General features: G+C 72.5%; 16 protein-coding genes. 6 read left to right on the forward strand and 10 right to left on the reverse strand.

Features of this window, described 5'->3' with window-relative positions:
• Positions 1-171: 171 nt before the first annotated feature.
• From def to ACFYYB_RS14585, 8 genes are all read right to left on the reverse strand, one after another.
• Positions 172-807: a peptide deformylase gene (def, locus tag ACFYYB_RS14550; RefSeq protein WP_389435594.1), complete on the reverse strand. Its 636-nt coding sequence runs from the start codon at positions 805-807 to the stop codon at positions 172-174.
• A 65-nt stretch (positions 808-872) separates the two neighbouring features.
• A complete protein-coding gene (locus tag ACFYYB_RS14555; RefSeq protein WP_389435595.1) occupies positions 873-1,883 on the reverse strand; it encodes a tetratricopeptide repeat protein in 1,011 nt (336 codons plus the stop codon).
• Positions 1,884-1,985: 102 nt separating this feature from the next.
• Entirely contained in the window at positions 1,986-3,245 is a 1,260-nt protein-coding gene (locus tag ACFYYB_RS14560; protein ID WP_389435596.1) for an HD-GYP domain-containing protein, read from the reverse strand.
• On the reverse strand, positions 3,242-4,897 hold the full coding sequence (locus ACFYYB_RS14565) for an HD-GYP domain-containing protein (RefSeq protein ID WP_389435597.1): 1,656 nt from the start codon (positions 4,895-4,897) through the stop codon (positions 3,242-3,244). The genes ACFYYB_RS14560 and ACFYYB_RS14565 overlap by 4 nt, the downstream gene beginning before the upstream one ends.
• Before the next feature lie 227 nt (positions 4,898-5,124).
• Entirely contained in the window at positions 5,125-5,466 is a 342-nt protein-coding gene (rsrA, locus tag ACFYYB_RS14570) for a mycothiol system anti-sigma-R factor (protein WP_389435598.1), read from the reverse strand.
• Positions 5,463-6,107, reverse strand: coding sequence for a sigma-70 family RNA polymerase sigma factor (locus tag ACFYYB_RS14575; protein WP_008741505.1), 645 nt, complete (start codon positions 6,105-6,107; stop codon positions 5,463-5,465). Before ACFYYB_RS14575 ends, rsrA begins: the two co-directional genes overlap by 4 nt.
• A 290-nt stretch (positions 6,108-6,397) precedes the next feature.
• Entirely contained in the window at positions 6,398-7,060 is a 663-nt protein-coding gene (locus tag ACFYYB_RS14580) for an alpha/beta family hydrolase (RefSeq protein WP_389435599.1), read from the reverse strand.
• A 111-nt stretch (positions 7,061-7,171) separates the two neighbouring features.
• The gene (locus ACFYYB_RS14585; protein WP_389435600.1) at positions 7,172-7,987 is read right to left on the reverse strand and encodes an SOS response-associated peptidase; all 816 of its coding nucleotides are present in this window, start codon (positions 7,985-7,987) and stop codon (positions 7,172-7,174) included.
• 53 nt (positions 7,988-8,040) lie between these two features.
• On the opposite strand from ACFYYB_RS14585, the gene ACFYYB_RS14590 reads away from it, so the two are divergent.
• The 4 genes from ACFYYB_RS14590 (at position 8,041) to ACFYYB_RS14605 (ending at position 11,756) form a co-directional block, all read left to right on the forward strand.
• Entirely contained in the window at positions 8,041-8,754 is a 714-nt protein-coding gene (locus ACFYYB_RS14590; RefSeq protein ID WP_389435601.1) for a M50 family metallopeptidase, read from the forward strand.
• A 129-nt stretch (positions 8,755-8,883) separates the two neighbouring features.
• Complete coding sequence (gene aroA / locus ACFYYB_RS14595; RefSeq protein ID WP_389435602.1) at positions 8,884-10,245, forward strand: 3-phosphoshikimate 1-carboxyvinyltransferase; 1,362 nt, start codon at positions 8,884-8,886, stop codon at positions 10,243-10,245.
• Positions 10,246-10,253: 8 nt separating this feature from the next.
• A complete protein-coding gene (gene rsgA / locus ACFYYB_RS14600) occupies positions 10,254-11,264 on the forward strand; it encodes a ribosome small subunit-dependent GTPase A (protein WP_389435603.1) in 1,011 nt (336 codons plus the stop codon).
• 168 nt (positions 11,265-11,432) lie between these two features.
• Positions 11,433-11,756: a multidrug efflux SMR transporter gene (locus ACFYYB_RS14605; protein ID WP_112447780.1), complete on the forward strand. Its 324-nt coding sequence runs from the start codon at positions 11,433-11,435 to the stop codon at positions 11,754-11,756.
• Here the strand turns inward: ACFYYB_RS14605 and ACFYYB_RS14610 are convergent.
• Positions 11,722-12,357, reverse strand: a complete 636-nt coding sequence (locus tag ACFYYB_RS14610; protein WP_389435604.1) for a TetR/AcrR family transcriptional regulator — start codon at positions 12,355-12,357, stop codon at positions 11,722-11,724. The two genes, ACFYYB_RS14605 and ACFYYB_RS14610, sit on opposite strands and share 35 nt — an antisense overlap.
• A 133-nt stretch (positions 12,358-12,490) precedes the next feature.
• Between ACFYYB_RS14610 and hisN the strand changes: the two genes are divergently transcribed.
• A complete protein-coding gene (gene hisN / locus ACFYYB_RS14615; RefSeq protein WP_389435605.1) occupies positions 12,491-13,294 on the forward strand; it encodes a histidinol-phosphatase in 804 nt (267 codons plus the stop codon).
• 206 nt (positions 13,295-13,500) lie between these two features.
• Positions 13,501-13,908: a cyclic nucleotide-binding/CBS domain-containing protein gene (locus ACFYYB_RS14620; protein ID WP_389435606.1), complete on the forward strand. Its 408-nt coding sequence runs from the start codon at positions 13,501-13,503 to the stop codon at positions 13,906-13,908.
• Between the two features lie 70 nt (positions 13,909-13,978).
• Here ACFYYB_RS14620 and ACFYYB_RS14625 read toward each other — a convergent pair whose 3' ends face one another.
• Positions 13,979-15,433, reverse strand: a complete 1,455-nt coding sequence (locus ACFYYB_RS14625) for a catalase (protein WP_389435607.1) — start codon at positions 15,431-15,433, stop codon at positions 13,979-13,981.
• Positions 15,434-15,491: the final 58 nt, after the last annotated feature.

Here is a 15,491-nt window from a genome sequence, read left to right on the forward strand (position 1 = left end):
CCCGGACTCCCCGACCTTGATCATCTTCGATAGGGTTTGGAGGTTCTGACTACACAGGGGGCCTTCATGACGTGCCGCGGCGACTTCGGCTGGGACTCGTGCCCGCCGACCACGTGAAAGGCGCCCCGCTCCTGACCGGAGCGGGGCGCCTTTCGCCTGTGGGAGCGGGGGCTACGCGTTCGGAACCGTCTCGTAGCGCGGGGTGCCCTCTTCCATCTGCCGCAGCGCGTCCTTGCGGTCGCGCTTGGAGAGCCGGTCGATGTACAGGTAGCCGTACAGGTGGTCCGTCTCGTGCTGGAGGCAGCGCGCGAAGTACCCGGTGCCGCGCACCTTGATCGGGTTGCCCTGCGCGTCCTGGCCGGTCACCTCGGCGTAGTCCGGGCGGGCCAGCGCTGCGTAGGCGGTGGGGACCGACAGGCAGCCCTCGTTCGAGTCGTCCAGGATCCGGGCGGCGGCGGGCAGCTCGACGAGCTTGGGGTTGATCACCACGCCCGTGTGGCGGTTGCCGTCGTCGTCCGGGCAGTCGTAGACGAAGACCTTGGCGTCGACGCCGATCTGGTTCGCGGCGAGGCCCACGCCCTCGGCGGCCTTCTGGCTGGCGAACATGTCGTCGATCAGCTGCGCCAGCTCGTCGCCGAACTCGGTGACGTCCTTGCACTCCCGGTGCAGGACCGGGTTGCCGACCACCGTGATGGGGCGGGCGGTGCCGCGCTCGCGGTGGGCGAGCTCGCGCGCCTCACAGTCCTCGGTGTCCACGACGTATCCGTCGTTCACGCTCTCGACAACGTCGTTCTCCTGCTGCGCCATGTCCGCCGTACGCCTTCCGTAAGTCCACCAGTCACCGATGTGCCGGTACAGACTACGGCCCCCGCTCAGCAGACCTCTTCGAGATCCCGCCACTCCCGGCTGTCCGGACTGTCCGCGACCCAGCCGTCGAGCAGCCCGCGCACCAGGCCGGCCGGCGCCGCGATCCCGCACTCCCGCTCGGGCACCCACAGCGATCCGGACCCGTTCGTACGGTGGCCCAGCGGGCCGGGGTGACCCGGTTCGCTGTGGTCGTGCGGGTCCAGGTGCTCGCCGTCGCCCTCACCGCTCGGCATCGCGCTCTCCGAGCAGGTCCGGCACAGCAGCCGCACCGAGGAGGACCAGTCCTCCGCGGCGAAGCCGGCGTCGGAGGCCAGCTGCTCCAGGGCGTTGCGGTCGGCCTCGGTGGCCGCCTCGAGGAGCACCACCCAGGTCGGCACCGGAGAGGGGGCCCACAGCTCGATCTCGTCGAAGACGGGGTACGAGGGCCCGGCCGCGGTCACGCGCTCGCCGTGCGGGACCCCGTCGTGCAGCACGACCTCGCCCCAGCGCCGCCCCGAGGAGGGCAGCGGGATCGACAGGACCTCCATGCGGGCCGGGTCCAGCCGGCGGCCCCAGACCACCTCGGCCTCGCCCTCGGGCGACAGCCGCACGGCCGCGCTCCCGAGCTCCATGCCGACCGGTTCGCCGTTGGCGTGAGCGCCGCCGGAGCCCGCGGCGTGCGGGTCTCCGGGCACCTTCAGCCCGTACGCCTGCCAGGCGCGGCGGGCCAGCGGCCAGTCCTGCAGCGCGGTCGCGGCGATGCCGACGTTCCACCAGTCCGGGGCGCCGGTCTCCCGGTCGAGCAGGGCCACGGCGCGCAGCCCGGCGGCCCGCGCCTGCTCCCAGTCGTGGCGGAACTTGTGGAGCAGCGCCAGATTGAACCAGGACTCGGACAGCCAGGGTTCCAGGTCCGCCGCCCTGGTCAGGAGCGCACCCGCGTCCTCGTACCGACCGTCGCCGATCAGGGTGAACGCGCGGTCGGTGGCCTGCCGCCACGAGGCGGAGGGCCGGTGCCGTACCTTCCCGAAGATCCTCACGATTCCCGCCTGCCGGACACTCCTGCTGCGAACACTTCTCCTGGGAACACTCTCACTGGCATCCAACCATGCCCACTCGGACGGCCGCTCATTACCCATGGGTTACCCAGGTGGGACGGGTACGACTCTGGCACGTCCGCCCCGGGCGAGCACCCTGGCGAGACATTCCACGACTTCCGGCTGATAGTCGTGCCCCGTCCCCAGGCGCAGCCGCTCCAGGGCCTCCAGTGAGCCGCCCGGGTGACGGGCGCCGCCGACGAGGTCGTCGTACGCGTTGACCGCGCGCACGATCCGGGCGGCGACGGGCTGGTCACGGTACGGATCCGCCTGCAGCTCCACCACCACCGCGACCTCGGCCGGGACCCCCGTCTGGCGGGCCACCTCCCCGCCGAGCCCGGCGATCCGGCGGGCCTCCGCCTCGGGCAGCTCGGCGGTGGCCCCGGCCGGGACCGGGTCGACGAGGGAGAGCTGCCCGATGTCGTGCATCAGGGCGGCGTACTCCAGCACCGTGATCTCCCGCTCCGAGAGGCCCAGCTCCCGCCCCACGGCGACGCTGAGCGCGGCGACCCGGCGGGAGTGGCCCGGCCGGGTGTAGCCGGCGATCTCGGTGGCGCGGGCCAGGGAGGTGATGGTCTGGCGGTAGGTGGTGCGGATGGCGGTGATCCGGTGGAAGGACATCTGGGTCAGGAGCAGCGGCACGCTGAAGACGGGCACCGCCCACAGGCCGGCGACGGCGACCCCGAGGGCCATGACCACGCCCGTGGCGCAGATCGCGGAGCCGATGCCCAGCTGGGCGCGGAGCTCGTCGCGCAGCAGCGGGGCGAACGGCCAGCCGGTCCGGGCCCCGGCGAGGACGGCGCCGAGGACGGCGTCGCACAGGGCCGTGAGCCCGAGGACGAAGACCAGGAAGAGCACGAGGTACGGGCCCTGGCCGACCTGGTGCTCCAGCTGCCCGGAGTTGTAGAGCGGCTGGAAGCAGACGGCGGCGAAGGTGACGGTGAGGACGCGGCGGGCCAGGTGGTCGAGGGCCGGGCCGCGGCCCCGGGCGATGTGCGGGACGATCCCGAGCAGCGCGGCGGTGACCACCACGGCGACGATCTGCAGGACCCCGTGGTGGGTGGGGGCTCCGGCGTTCTGCCCGAGCAGGGCGTACCCGAGCGCCCCGGCGGATCCGAGCGGCGCGGGCTGCTGGCGGGCGGCGTCGCCGCTGTCCCGGCGGGCGAGCTCGCCGATGGTGATCAGTGCGCCGAAGGCCAGCGCGATGCCCGGATCGGTCAGCCCGTTCCACACGGTGTGCCCGACGGCGGCCACGGTCAGCACCGCGGCGGCCCCGCGCACGACGGCGACGGCCCAGCCCTTCACGCGCCCGCTCCCGCCGCGGGCGCGGACGGGGAGCCGGGGGTTCCCGTCGCCCCCTGGGCGGCGGCTCCGGGCTCGGCGGCGGGCCCGGGCACGCAGTGGCAGGGGTCCCCGAATCCGGCGGCGGGGGGCGGACTCCCGGCCGGGCGGGCCTGGAGCGCGGCCGCGGCCGGGGCGGCCTGGGCGGGCAGTCCGGTCAGCGCCGCACCGGCGGGCACGGGCTCCCGTACGGCCCCCTGCGCTCCGGCCGCGGTGGCCTCACCGGCGCCGGCCGGGATCACCTGGAGGTCGTCGTCCGAGGTCACCTTCGGATGCCAGCCCTGGCGGCCGATCGACTCGACCAGCGCCCGCACCATGTCCGGGTCGAACTGGGCCCCCGCACACCGCTCCAGCTCCGCGAGGGCGACCGGTACCGGCCGGGCCCTGCTGTACGAGCGGGTCGAGGTCATGGCGTCGAAGGCGTCGGCGACCGCCACGACCCGGGCGAGCACGGGGATCTGTTCCCCGGTCAGCCCGTACGGGTAGCCGGAGCCGTCCACCCGCTCGTGGTGGTGCAGGATCGCCGCGCGGGCCTCCCCGAGGAACCCGATGCCGCGCACCATCTCGTGTCCGTACTCGGGGTGGAGTTCGATGATCCTGCGCTCTTCGGGGGTCAGCGGTCCGTCCTTGCGCAGCAGCCGGGTCGGGACGCCGAGCTTGCCCACGTCGTGCAGGATTCCGGCGATGCGGACGACTTCGAGGCGTTCCTCGCCCATGCCCAGTTCGCGGGCGATCATCGCCGAGGCCTGCCCGACCCGCTCGCTGTGGCCGCGCGTGTAGCGGTCCTTGATGTCCACGGCCTGGACCAGCGCCCGGATGGTGGCCTGGTGGGCGGCGCGCTCGCGGTGGTACTGGGCGAAGACCCAGCAGGAGATGTACATCGGCAGCATGACGAGCAGTGCGGCCGGGAGTCCGTACGGGCTGCGCCACATGACGGCCATCATCAGCCCGGCGAGACCGTGCACGCAGTGCGGGGCGAGGGACCGGGTCAGCAGGCCCCGCCAGGCGGTGGTGGCGGGGCGGCGTTCGGCGGCGGCCAGGATGCAGCCGTCGAGGGTGGTCAGCACCAGGCAGAAGACGACGGCCGCGGCGGCGGCGGGGAGCATCACGTACGGGAAGTCGGCGACCCAGGCGGCCGGTCCGGCCGCTCCCGCCGCTCCGACCGCTCCCGCGGTCCCGTCCGGCCCCCGCGGACCGGTGCCGCCGAAGGAGCCCGCGCCCAGCGCCCCGGGTCCGCCCAGCAGGCCGTAGACCTGCCCGGCCGTCCAGGCGGCTATGGACTGCTGCGCCCCGTGCCAGACGCGCCGCACCCCCGCGGGCCGGGCCGTCACGGTCCCGGCGAGTCCGCCGGGCAGCGCGACGAGGGCCGCGGCGGCCGGCGGCAGGAGGAAGACGGCGGCCAGCACCACCGGGAAGAAGGAGCCGAGGCCCTCGGGCACCCGGCGGCCCATGAGCGGGCACACCTTGACGAGTTCGCAGCCGAGGTAGAGCACGGAGAGCAGGCCGATGGAGGGCCACGGTGTGGCGGAGCCGGTGACGGCCGGGGCGACGCACGCGCAGGCCGCCAGGACGGCGCACACGACGTAGGCGCGCGCCAACGGCGGAAGTACCCGCATGGCGCTCTCCTCCCCCTGAGCCGTGCAAGTCAGGTACGAATCAAACCAGTACCGAATGGGGAGAATAAGTGGGCCCGGGAGCGAGGTGGGCCACATTTTTGCATTGCGCCATGCGGAAGCCCCCGGATTACCACCTTCGAGTGAAGGAAGTACCCATCCGGGGGCGGCCGTTCGAGATCGTTCAATCAGGTACTACTTCATCGGCGGACTCGGCCGATTTTCGGCATTCAGCTCGTCGCTGATCCCGGCACCGGCTCGGCGGCGACGGCCGGCTCGGGCGGCGCGGCCGTGATGTCATGATCCGGCACGGCCTGACCCGAACGGATGAGCTCGATCCGTCCCATCACCTTCGAGCGCAGATCGGTCGGTACGTCGTCCGATCCGCAGCAGCGCTTGACCAGCTTCTTCACGGCCTGTTCCAGGCCGTACTTCTCCAGACAGGGATTGCACTCGCCGAAGTGCGCCTCGAACTTCGTGCAGTCGCTGTCGGGCATCTCCTGGTCCAGGAACTCATAAAGGTGGTCCAGGACCTCGGAGCACTCCGTCTCGTGTGCGTCTCCGCAGCTCATGAGCCCGAGCCTTTCAGGTCGTTCGACTCTCCCGCGCCGGCCGGGACGAGCCCGCGCTCACGGGCGTAGTCCTCAAGCATTCCACGGAGTTGACGGCGGCCACGGTGCAGTCGCGACATGACCGTACCGATGGGTGTACCCATGATGTCCGCGATCTCCTTGTACGCAAAGCCCTCTACGTCGGCAAGATAGACCGCGATGCGGAACTCCTCCGGAATGGCCTGGAGAGCTTCCTTCACGTCGGAATCGGGCAGGTGATCGAGAGCCTGCGACTCGGCGGAACGCAAGCCCGTCGACATGTGCGACTCGGCGCGCGCGAGCTGCCAGTCCTCGATCTCCTCGGCCGCACTGCGCTGGGGTTCGCGCTGCTTCTTGCGGTACGAGTTGATGAAGGTGTTGGTCAGAATGCGGTACAGCCACGCCTTCAGGTTGGTGCCCTCGCGGAACTGGTGGAACGACGCGTATGCCTTCGCGTACGTCTCCTGGACCAGGTCCTCGGCGTCGGCCGGATTGCGCGTCATGCGCAGGGCGGCCGAGTACATCTGGTCGAGGTAGCCGAGGGCGTCCCTCTCGAAACGCGCATTGCGCTCCGGGGTCGTCTCCTCCGCGTGGCCTTCGTCGGTCCCAGCGACAGGACCCACCTCCTCCGACTGCGTGGCGACTCCGAAAGCGGACCCGCTCGAATCGGAGAATAGTCGACCTTCCCGGTCGCCCGCCGCCCGAACCGAGCCGCGCTTGGGCGCGGGCAGCACTGTCCAGTCCAGGTCAGCGGCCTGCGGACGGTTCTGGCTGATGACCTGGGTCATGCGGTGCCTCTCCTCCGACGTCTTCCTGTGCGTACCGACATCCGGGACAACAGAAGGCCGCTGCGGCACATTCCCCGGCGGAGCCCGGTTTCCGGACCAAAGTCACCCCGGCGGCCGGACATAGGTCACACCGGCAGCCGGCGGAGCCACTCGGCCACCGCCCCGGTGATCACCGCCAGGGCCTCCTCCTGCGTGGGGCCGGTCCGCTTCGGCACGGCGAACCCGTGGTCCCCGCCCTCCACTTCCACCAGCTCGTACGAGGCTCCGCGCGCTCCCCGCTCCGGAAACTCCTCCGGCCGCCCGAAGGCGTCGCGGCCGCCCTGGACCACCAGCGCCGGCCGCCCGGCCCCCAGCAGCTCCTCGGCCCGGGACTTCTCGGGCCGGCCCGGCGGGTGCAGCGGGAAGGCCAGCGCGAGCACCCCGGCCGCGCCCAGCTCCGCGGCGGTCCGGCAGGCCACCCGGGCCCCGGCGCTGCGGCCGCCCGCGACGACGGGCAGCCCGGGCTCCGCGAAGGCGGGCCACAGGGCGGTCCAGCCCGCGTCCAGCACCTTGGGCGCGGCGGCGACCTTCTTCCCGGCGACCCGCCAGGGCTGCTCGGCCAGCGCCACGGTGACCCCCAGGGCGGGCAGGGCGGCGGCCAGGGCCTGGAGGTCCCGGGCCTCGATCCCGCCTCCGGCTCCGTGGCCCAAGGCGAGCACCAGGCGGGCCTTGCCCGCCGGGGCCGGGTGCCAGGTGATGCGGGCCGCGCCCGCCGGGGTGTCGATCGTCTCGGTGCGCGTGCTGCTCATGCCCCGATCATGCCGGTCCGCGACGGCCGTGGGGGTGACGCCGGGGCCCGCCGGAGCGCCGGGTCCGACCGGAGCGCGCGGGGCCGTCAGAGGCCGGACCGGATCGGATCGTCAGAAGAGCGTGCCCTCCTCCGGCCCGTCCAGCTCCTCCAGCAGTTCGGGCCCGTTGTTGCGGACGTTGCTCGCGGCCGTGGACACCGGATAGGCGCGCATCAGCCCGCCGGGCGGCGGCGCCAGCAGGGCCTGGAGCTCGTCGGGGTCGGTCCGCGCCGGGTCCAGCCAGGCGTCCCACCGGTCCGGGGTGAGCATCAGGGGCATCCGGGGGTGGATGTCGGCGAGCGAGCGCGGACCCTCGGCGGGGGCCACGCCGAGCGGGCCGGTCTCGGCCTCGGCGGTGATCACGGAGCAGGTGGCCCACCAGGCGAGCGGATGCTCGCCGGGCAGGGTCCGGTCGCGCCAGAACTCGTATATCCCGGCCATGGCGAAGACGGAGCCGTCGGAGGGGAGGACGAAGTAGGGCTGCTTGCGCGCCCGCTTCTTCTTGCCCTCGACCTCGAGCTCCCGCTCGTCGTGGGCGGTGACCCACTCGTAGTAGCCGTCCGCCGGGACGATGCAGCGGCGCTGCGCGAAGGGGCGGCGGAAGGAGGGCTTCTCGGCGATGGTCTCGGACCGGGCGTTGATCATCCGGGCGGCGCCGTCGGGGTTCTGCGCCCAGGAAGGGACCAGCCCCCATTTCAGGACCCTCAGCTGGCGAACCGGACGCCTGCTCGGAGCGTCCTTCAAAGGACGGTCGAGGATGACGTGGACCTCTTTCGTCGGAGCCACGTTCCAGTCCGGAGCCAGCACCTCCTCCGGCTCCCACCGCTCCACCCCGAAGACCTCGGCCAGCTCCTCCGGCCCACGACTGGCCGCATACCTTCCGCACATGGCTGCCACACTGCCATGTCACCCGATCGCCACCGCAAGGAGTCCGCCACCTCATGAACACGAGCACCACGGCCGGCCTGTGGGACCGGCTCACCGGCATACAGGCGGCGCCCGACCAGTGGCTGGTGATCGCGACGGGGCTGGCGGCGCTCGTGGCGGTGGGCCCTCGACCGGTGTGGCGGCTGTCGCGCAACGCCATCACCATCGCCCACGAGGGCGGTCACGGACTGCTGGCCCTGCTGACGGGCCGCAGCCTGGACGGGATCCGGCTGCACTCGGACACCAGCGGGGTCACCGTCAGCCGCGGCAAGCCCACCGGCCTCGGCATGGTCCTCACCGCCGCCTCCGGGTACACGGCGCCCTCCCTGCTCGGTCTCGGCGGGGCGGCCCTGCTCTCGGCACACCGGATCACCCTGCTGCTGTGGGCGGCGACGGCACTGCTGCTGGCGGTGCTGGTGATGATCCGCAACGCGTACGGGCTGCTGACGGTGCTGCTCACGGGCGCCACCTTCGTCCTGGTCTCCTGGCTGGCCCCGGCGGACGTGCAGGCGGTCTTCGCCTATGCCGTGGTGTGGTTCCTGCTCCTCGGCGGCGTCCGGCCGGTCTTCGAGTTGGGGGCCAAGCGCCGGGGCGGCGCGGCTCCGGACTCCGACGCGGACCAGCTCGGACGGCTGACCCACGTGCACCCGGTGGTGTGGCTGCTGCTCTTCCACGTGGTCGCGCTGTGCTCGCTCGTCGGCGGCGGCCGCTGGCTGCTCGCCCTCTGACCGACCGCGGCTCGGCCCCGCCCCACCGCCGCCCCACCGCGGACCGGCCGGGGTCGCCGGACGTCCGACCGCCGAGACTCCCCCGGTGATCAAGATCTGCGGCCATGGGAAGCCACTAAAGTGGTGGCCATGACCGAGACCCCCGCGCTCCCCGCCCTCTGGCCCGCCCCGCTCGCCGACACCGCCGTCCAGGCCACCGTCACCGTGCCCGGGTCCAAATCGGTCACCAACCGCGCCCTCGTGCTCGCCGCGCTCGCCTCCGAGCCGGGCTGGGTGCGCCGCCCGCTGCGTTCGCGCGACTCCCAGCTGATGTCCGACGCGCTGCGCGCGCTGGGCGTGGGCATCGAGGAGACGGTCTCCTCCAGCTCCGCCGGCGAGGGCCAGGCCGGTGAGGCCTGGCGGATCATCCCGACCGCGCTGCACGGACCGGCCACGGTCGACGTCGGCAACGCGGGCACGGTCATGCGCTTCCTGCCGCCCGTCGCCACCCTCGCCTCCGGCGACATCCGCTTCGACGGCGACCCGCGCTCCTACGAGCGCCCCCTCGGCCAGGTCATCACGGCGCTGCGCACGCTCGGCGCCCGCATCGACGACGACGGCCGCGGGGCACTGCCCCTGACCGTCCAGGGCGGCGGCGCCCTGGAGGGCGGGACCGTCGAGATCGACGCGAGCAACTCCTCGCAGTTCGTCTCCGCGCTGCTGCTCTCCGCCCCGCGCTTCAACCAGGGCGTCGAGGTCCGGCACGTGGGCACCAACCTGCCGTCGATGCCGCACATCCGGATGACGGTGGAGATGCTGCGCGCGGCGGGCGCGCAGGTCGACACCCCCGAGTCCGGCGGCGAGAAGAACGTCTGGCGGGTCGCCCCCGGCGCCCTGCTCGGCCGCGACCTGGTCGTGGAGCCGGACCTGTCCAACGCACAGCCCTTCATGGCGGCGGCCCTGATCACCGGCGGCACGGTCACCATCCCCGACTGGCCGCGCCGCACCACCCAGCCCGGTGACGCGCTGCGCCGGATCTTCACGGAGATGGGCGGCTCCTGTGAGCTGACGGACGCGGGCCTGGTCTTCACCGGCACCGGCAAGATCCACGGCATCGACGTGGACCTGAGCGAGGTCGGGGAGCTCACCCCGGGCATCGCGGCGGTCGCGGCGCTGGCCGACTCGGAGTCGGTGCTGCGCGGGGTCGCGCACCTGCGGCTGCACGAGACGGACCGGCTGGCGGCGCTCACCAAGGAGATCAACGGCCTCGGCGGCGATGTCACCGAGACCGCGGACGGTCTGCGGATCCGGCCGCGCACGCTGCACGGCGGCACGTTCCACACGTACGACGACCACCGGATGGCCACGGCCGGCGCGGTGATCGGCCTGGCGGTGGAGGGCGTGCTCATCGAGAACGTGGGGACGACCGCGAAGACCCTGCCGGACTTCCCGAGGATGTGGGCGGACATGCTCGCCCGGGCCGACGCGGCTCCGGCAGGCGTGGGAGCGTAGGGCCCGCCATGCGCAGGTACAACAAGAACACCGACGAGGACGACATCCGCCAGCGGCCCAACCCCAAGGGCAACCGGCCGCGTACGACGATCCGCCCCAAGCACGAGGACGCGGCCGAGGGCATGGTCCTGACCGTGGACCGCGGCCGGCTCACCTGTCTGGTCGAGGACCGTCCGGTGCACGCGATGAAGGCCCGCGAGCTGGGCCGCAAGGCGGCGGTGGTCGGGGACCGGGTCTGGATCGTCGGTGACCTGTCCGGCAAGAAGGACACCCTCGCCCGCATCGTGCGGATCGAGGCGCGCAAGTCCGTCCTGCGGCGCACGGCCGACGACGACGATCCGTACGAGCGCGTCGTCGTCGCCAACGCCGACCAGCTGGCCATCGTGACGGCGCTGGCCGACCCGGAACCCCGCCCCCGGATGATCGACCGCTGCCTGGTGGCCGCGTACGACGCCGGGCTGGAACCGCTGCTGGTGCTCACGAAGTCCGACCTGACCTCCGCGGACAAGATCCTGGAGATCTACTCGACCTTCGGCCTGAACTACGTGGTCACCAACCGCGAGGAGCTGGCGACGGGCGACGCGGCCGAACGGGTGCGCGAGCGCTTGAACGGCCGGATCACCGCCTTCGTCGGCCACTCCGGCGTCGGCAAGACCACGCTGGTGAACTCGCTGGTCGCCGAGGGCCGCCAGCGCGCGACCGGCGTCGTCAACTCGGTGACCGGCCGCGGCCGGCACACCACCACCTCCGCGCTCGCGCTGCCGCTGCCGGGCGGGGACGGCTGGGTCATCGACACCCCGGGCGTACGGTCCTTCGGCCTGCACCACGTGGACCCGTCCCGGGTCATCCTGGCCTTCCCGGAGCTGGTGCCGGGGACGGAGGGGTGCCCGCGCGCGTGCAGCCACGACGAACCGGACTGCGCGCTCGACAAGTGGGTGGAGGACGGCCACGCGGATCCGGCGCGGCTGTACTCGCTGCGGCGGCTGCTGGAGACGCGCGAGCGCCGCGAGGGCGACTGACCGAGCGGATGACCGACCGGGCGGGCAACTGATCGGGCGGGCGCCTGATCGAAGGGTGAAGGACCGGCGGGGTTTGCCGCCCCCGATGTCTGGTAAATGCATAATCGCACCAAGTGACGCCCGGGCCCGGCCCGTGAGCGCGTCACATGACGCGGGGAGGCATACGCCATGGCGTGGCTGCTGGTCGTGGTCGCCGGGATCCTGGAAACGGGGTTCGCGGTCTGCCTCAAACTCTCGCACGGCTTCACCCGGCTGTGGCCGACGATCGCCTTCGCGTGCTTCGCGCTCGGCAGCTTCGGTCTGCTGACGCTGGCCCTGAAGAAGCTGGACGTGGGCCCGGCCTACGCGGTGTGGACCGGCATCGGGGCGGCCGGAACGGCGATCTACGGGATGGTCTTCCTCGGGGATCTGGTCTCCACCCTCAAGCTCGTCTCGATCTCGCTGGTGATCCTCGGCGTCATCGGGCTGCAGCTCTCGGGCTCGTCCCACTGAGCAGCCGCAGCAGCCCCGCCCGGTCCGCCCCCGGCGGCTCGGCCGGGGCGATCAGGTAGGACAGCGCGAGCCGCACGGCGAGCTCGCACCGCTGGGCCTCTTCCTGTGCCCCGTCGCCCGCCCCGCTCCCCGCTCCGTCCCAGGCCCCCACCCCCGCCCCGAACACGGCGCGGGCCCGCTCGCGGACCCCTCGGATCAGCTCGTCGGGCCCCAGCGCGGGCAGTCCCGGCCGGACCCCGCGGCCGGCCGGGACGGGTAAGTTGCCGTTCCAGCACCCCGTCAGCAAGGCCCGTACCAGGGGGCGCTCGCGGCCCGCGCGCACGGTCCACTCCGCGACCGCCGCCACCCTCCCGCCCGGAGCGCCCGGAAGGACCGGAACACCCGGGGCGGACAGGGCCCGGTCCACACCGTCGAGGTACCAGGCCGCGTCGCGCCGCACCAGGGCGTGGCCCAGGCCCGTCTTGCCCGCGAACTCGTTGTAGAGGGTCTGCCGCGAGACCCCGGCGGCGGCCGCCACGTCGATCATCCGCACGGCCGGCCACGGACGCGCCGCGAGCGCCGCTCCCGCCGCTTCGAGCAAGGACTCCCGGGCCGTGGGCACCGTCGCCTCCCCTGTGAGACCTCCGGTCGACGTCTCCGCCAGAGTTGACGGACCGACAGATCCTGTCAAGGGTGCCCGTGCCGCACCGTGGACGCCCGCCCCGCCGTCCCGGCCGCCTCGGTAGGGTTCTGGCATGCCCGAGTATGACGATGACCTGCGCCTTGCCCTCGAACTCGCCGACGCGGCGGACGCCGCCACGATGGAGCGGTTCCGCGCCCTCGACCTGAAGGTCGAGACCAAGCCCGACATGACCCCGGTGAGCGAGGCCGACACCGCCACCGAGGAGATCATCCGGGCCGGGATCGCCGCCGCGCGGCCCTCCGACGCCATCCTGGGCGAGGAGTACGGCCTCAAGGGCGACGGCCCGCGCCGCTGGGTCGTGGACCCGATCGACGGTACGAAGAACTACGTGCGCGGCGTTCCGGTGTGGGCGACGCTGATCTCCCTCATGGAGGAGCAGGCCGACGGCGCCTTCCGTCCCGTCGTCGGCGTGGTGTCCGCGCCGGCGCTGGGCCGCCGCTGGTGGGCGGCGCGCGGCCGGGGGGCCTACGCGGGCGGCGCGCTCGGCGCGACCACCGCGCTCGGCGTCTCGAAGGTCGCCGCCCTCGGCGACGCCTCCTTCGCCTACTCCTCGCTGAGCGGCTGGGAGGAGCAGGGGCGGCTGCCCGGCTTCCTGGACCTGACCCGCGCGTGCTGGCGCACGCGGGGCTACGGCGACTTCTGGCCGTACATGATGGTCGCCGAGGGCTCGCTCGACCTGTGCGCCGAGCCGGAGCTGAACCTGTGGGACATGGCGGCCCTGGCGGTCGTGGTGGAGGAGGCCGGCGGCCGCTTCACCTCGCTCGACGGGGTGGACGGCGTGCACGGCGGCAACGCGGCGGCCTCGAACGGGCTGCTGCACACGGAGATGCTCGACCTGCTGCGCCCGCGCGGCTGACGTCCGCGCGACGGGCGCGCGCCGCCGCGGCGGTGGCCTGCGCCCGTACGTGCCGAATGTGCCCCTTACGCGCCTCCTTGCTGACACTCCGTGCGCGTGGGAATCTGAGACTCCTCCGCTTGTGCGCTTGTGAAGGGCTTCTCTAAGTGCGGCCCCTCGCGCGCACCCACCCAAGCGGAGGGACTCACCAGGAGGTGGCTCTCTTCATGCTCGTCCGCGACGCCATGAGCACCGTGATCCTCACCCTCGGCCCCACTCACACCCTGCGGCAGGCGGCCTGCCTGATGTCCGGCCGGCGCGTCGGCGCCGCCGTGGTCCTCGATCCCGAACACAGCGGCATCGGCATCCTGACCGAGCGCGACATCCTCAACTCGATCGGCGCGGGCCACGATCCCGACCGGGAGTCCGTGGGCGCGCACACCACCAACAACGTGGTCTTCTGCACCCCGGACGCCACCGTGCAGGAAGCCGCCGAGGCGATGGCCCACGGCGGCTTCCGTCATCTGATCGTCCTGGAGCACGGCGGCCCGGTGGGCATCGTGTCCGTGCGCGATGTCATCCGCTGCTGGGCCCCGGCGCGGCGCACCGCCGTGCCCGCCTCCGTGCCCGCGTAGGAACGGCCGACGGGCCGGCGCCCCCTCGCGGGGAGCACCGGCCCGTCGGCCTGCTACGGCAAGGCGTCGATCAGGCGCGGAGGGCCTGGACCGCGGCCTCGAGACGCTTGCCGAAGTCACCGTCCGCCTGGCGGAAGTTGTTGATCGCGCGCTCGACGATGTCGTCGCGGGAGACCTTGGCGATGAAGCCGGAGAGGTTCTCGATCAGACGGGTCTTCTCGTCCTCCGAGTACAGGCGGTAGAGGTTGCCCGCCTGGACGAAGTCGTTGTCCTCGGAGTGCGAGGGCGCGGCGTGGTTGCCCGTGCCACCGGTGACGGCGGAGGAGACCCACAGCGGACGGTCCGTCTGGTGCGGGCCGCCGAAGCTGTTCGGCTCGTAGTTCTTGGCGCCCGCGTGGCGGCCGTCGTACAGGTAGCCGTCGCGGGAGTTGGTGCGCGCCTCGGTGGCGTGCGGGCGGTTCACCGGCAGGTGGTCGGCGTTGATGCCGACGCGGTAGCGGTGGGCGTCGCCGTAGCCGAAGAGACGGCCCTGGAGCATCTTGTCCGGGGACGGACCGATGCCGGGGACGAAGTGCGCCGGGGAGAAGATCGACTGCTCGACCTCGGCGAAGACGTTCTCCGGGTTGCGGTTGAGCTCCAGCTTGCCGATCTCGATCAGCGGGTAGTCCGCGTGCGGCCACACCTTGGTGAGGTCGAACGGGTTGAAGCGGTACCCGGCCGCCTCGGCCGCCGGCATGATCTGGACCTGCACGGTCCAGGACGGGAAGTCACCGCGCTCGATCGACTCGCGCAGGTCGCGCTGGTGCGAGTCGGGGTCCTCGCCGGCGAGCTGGTTGGCCTCGGCCTGGGTGAGGTTCTTGATGCCCTGGTCGGTCTTGAAGTGGTACTTGACCCAGAAGACCTCGCCGGCCTCGTTGTTCCACTGGAACGTGTGCGAGCCGAAGCCGTTCATGTGGCGGTAGGACGCCGGGATGCCGCGGTCACCGAACAGCCAGGTCACCTGGTGGGTGGACTCGGGCGACAGACCCCAGAAGTCCCAGACGTTGTCCGCCTCCTGCGAGCCCGTGTACGGGTCGCGCTTCTGGGTGTGGATGAAGTCGGGGAACTTGATGGCGTCCTTGATGAAGAACACCGGGGTGTTGTTGCCGACGAGGTCGTAGTTGCCCTCTTCGGTGTAGAACTTCAGCGCCCAGCCGCGGGGGTCGCGCACGGCGTCGGCGGAGCCGAGGTTGCCGGCGACGGTGGAGAAGCGCAGGAAGGTCTCGGTCTCCTTGCCGACCTCGGACAGGAACTTCGCCCGGGTCCACTGCGAGACGTCACGGGTCAGCGTGAACGTGCCGTAGGCACCGGCGCCACGGGCGTGCACCACGCGCTCCGGGATGCGCTCGCGGTTGAAGTGCGCGAGCTTCTCCAGCAGCAGCTGGTCCTGAACCAGAACGGGGCCGCCGATACCGGCGGTCTCGCTGTTCTGGTTGTCAGCTACCGGAGCTCCGGCCTCCGTGGTGAGCGGTCCCTGCGTCGTCACTATGCGCCTCCTGCGTAAATTTGCTGCAAACCTGTCCTGCGCCCTAACGTAACCGATC

The sequence above is a fragment of the Streptomyces sp. NPDC002886 genome (genome assembly GCF_042888445.1).
Lineage (GTDB): Bacteria > Actinomycetota > Actinomycetes > Streptomycetales > Streptomycetaceae > Streptomyces.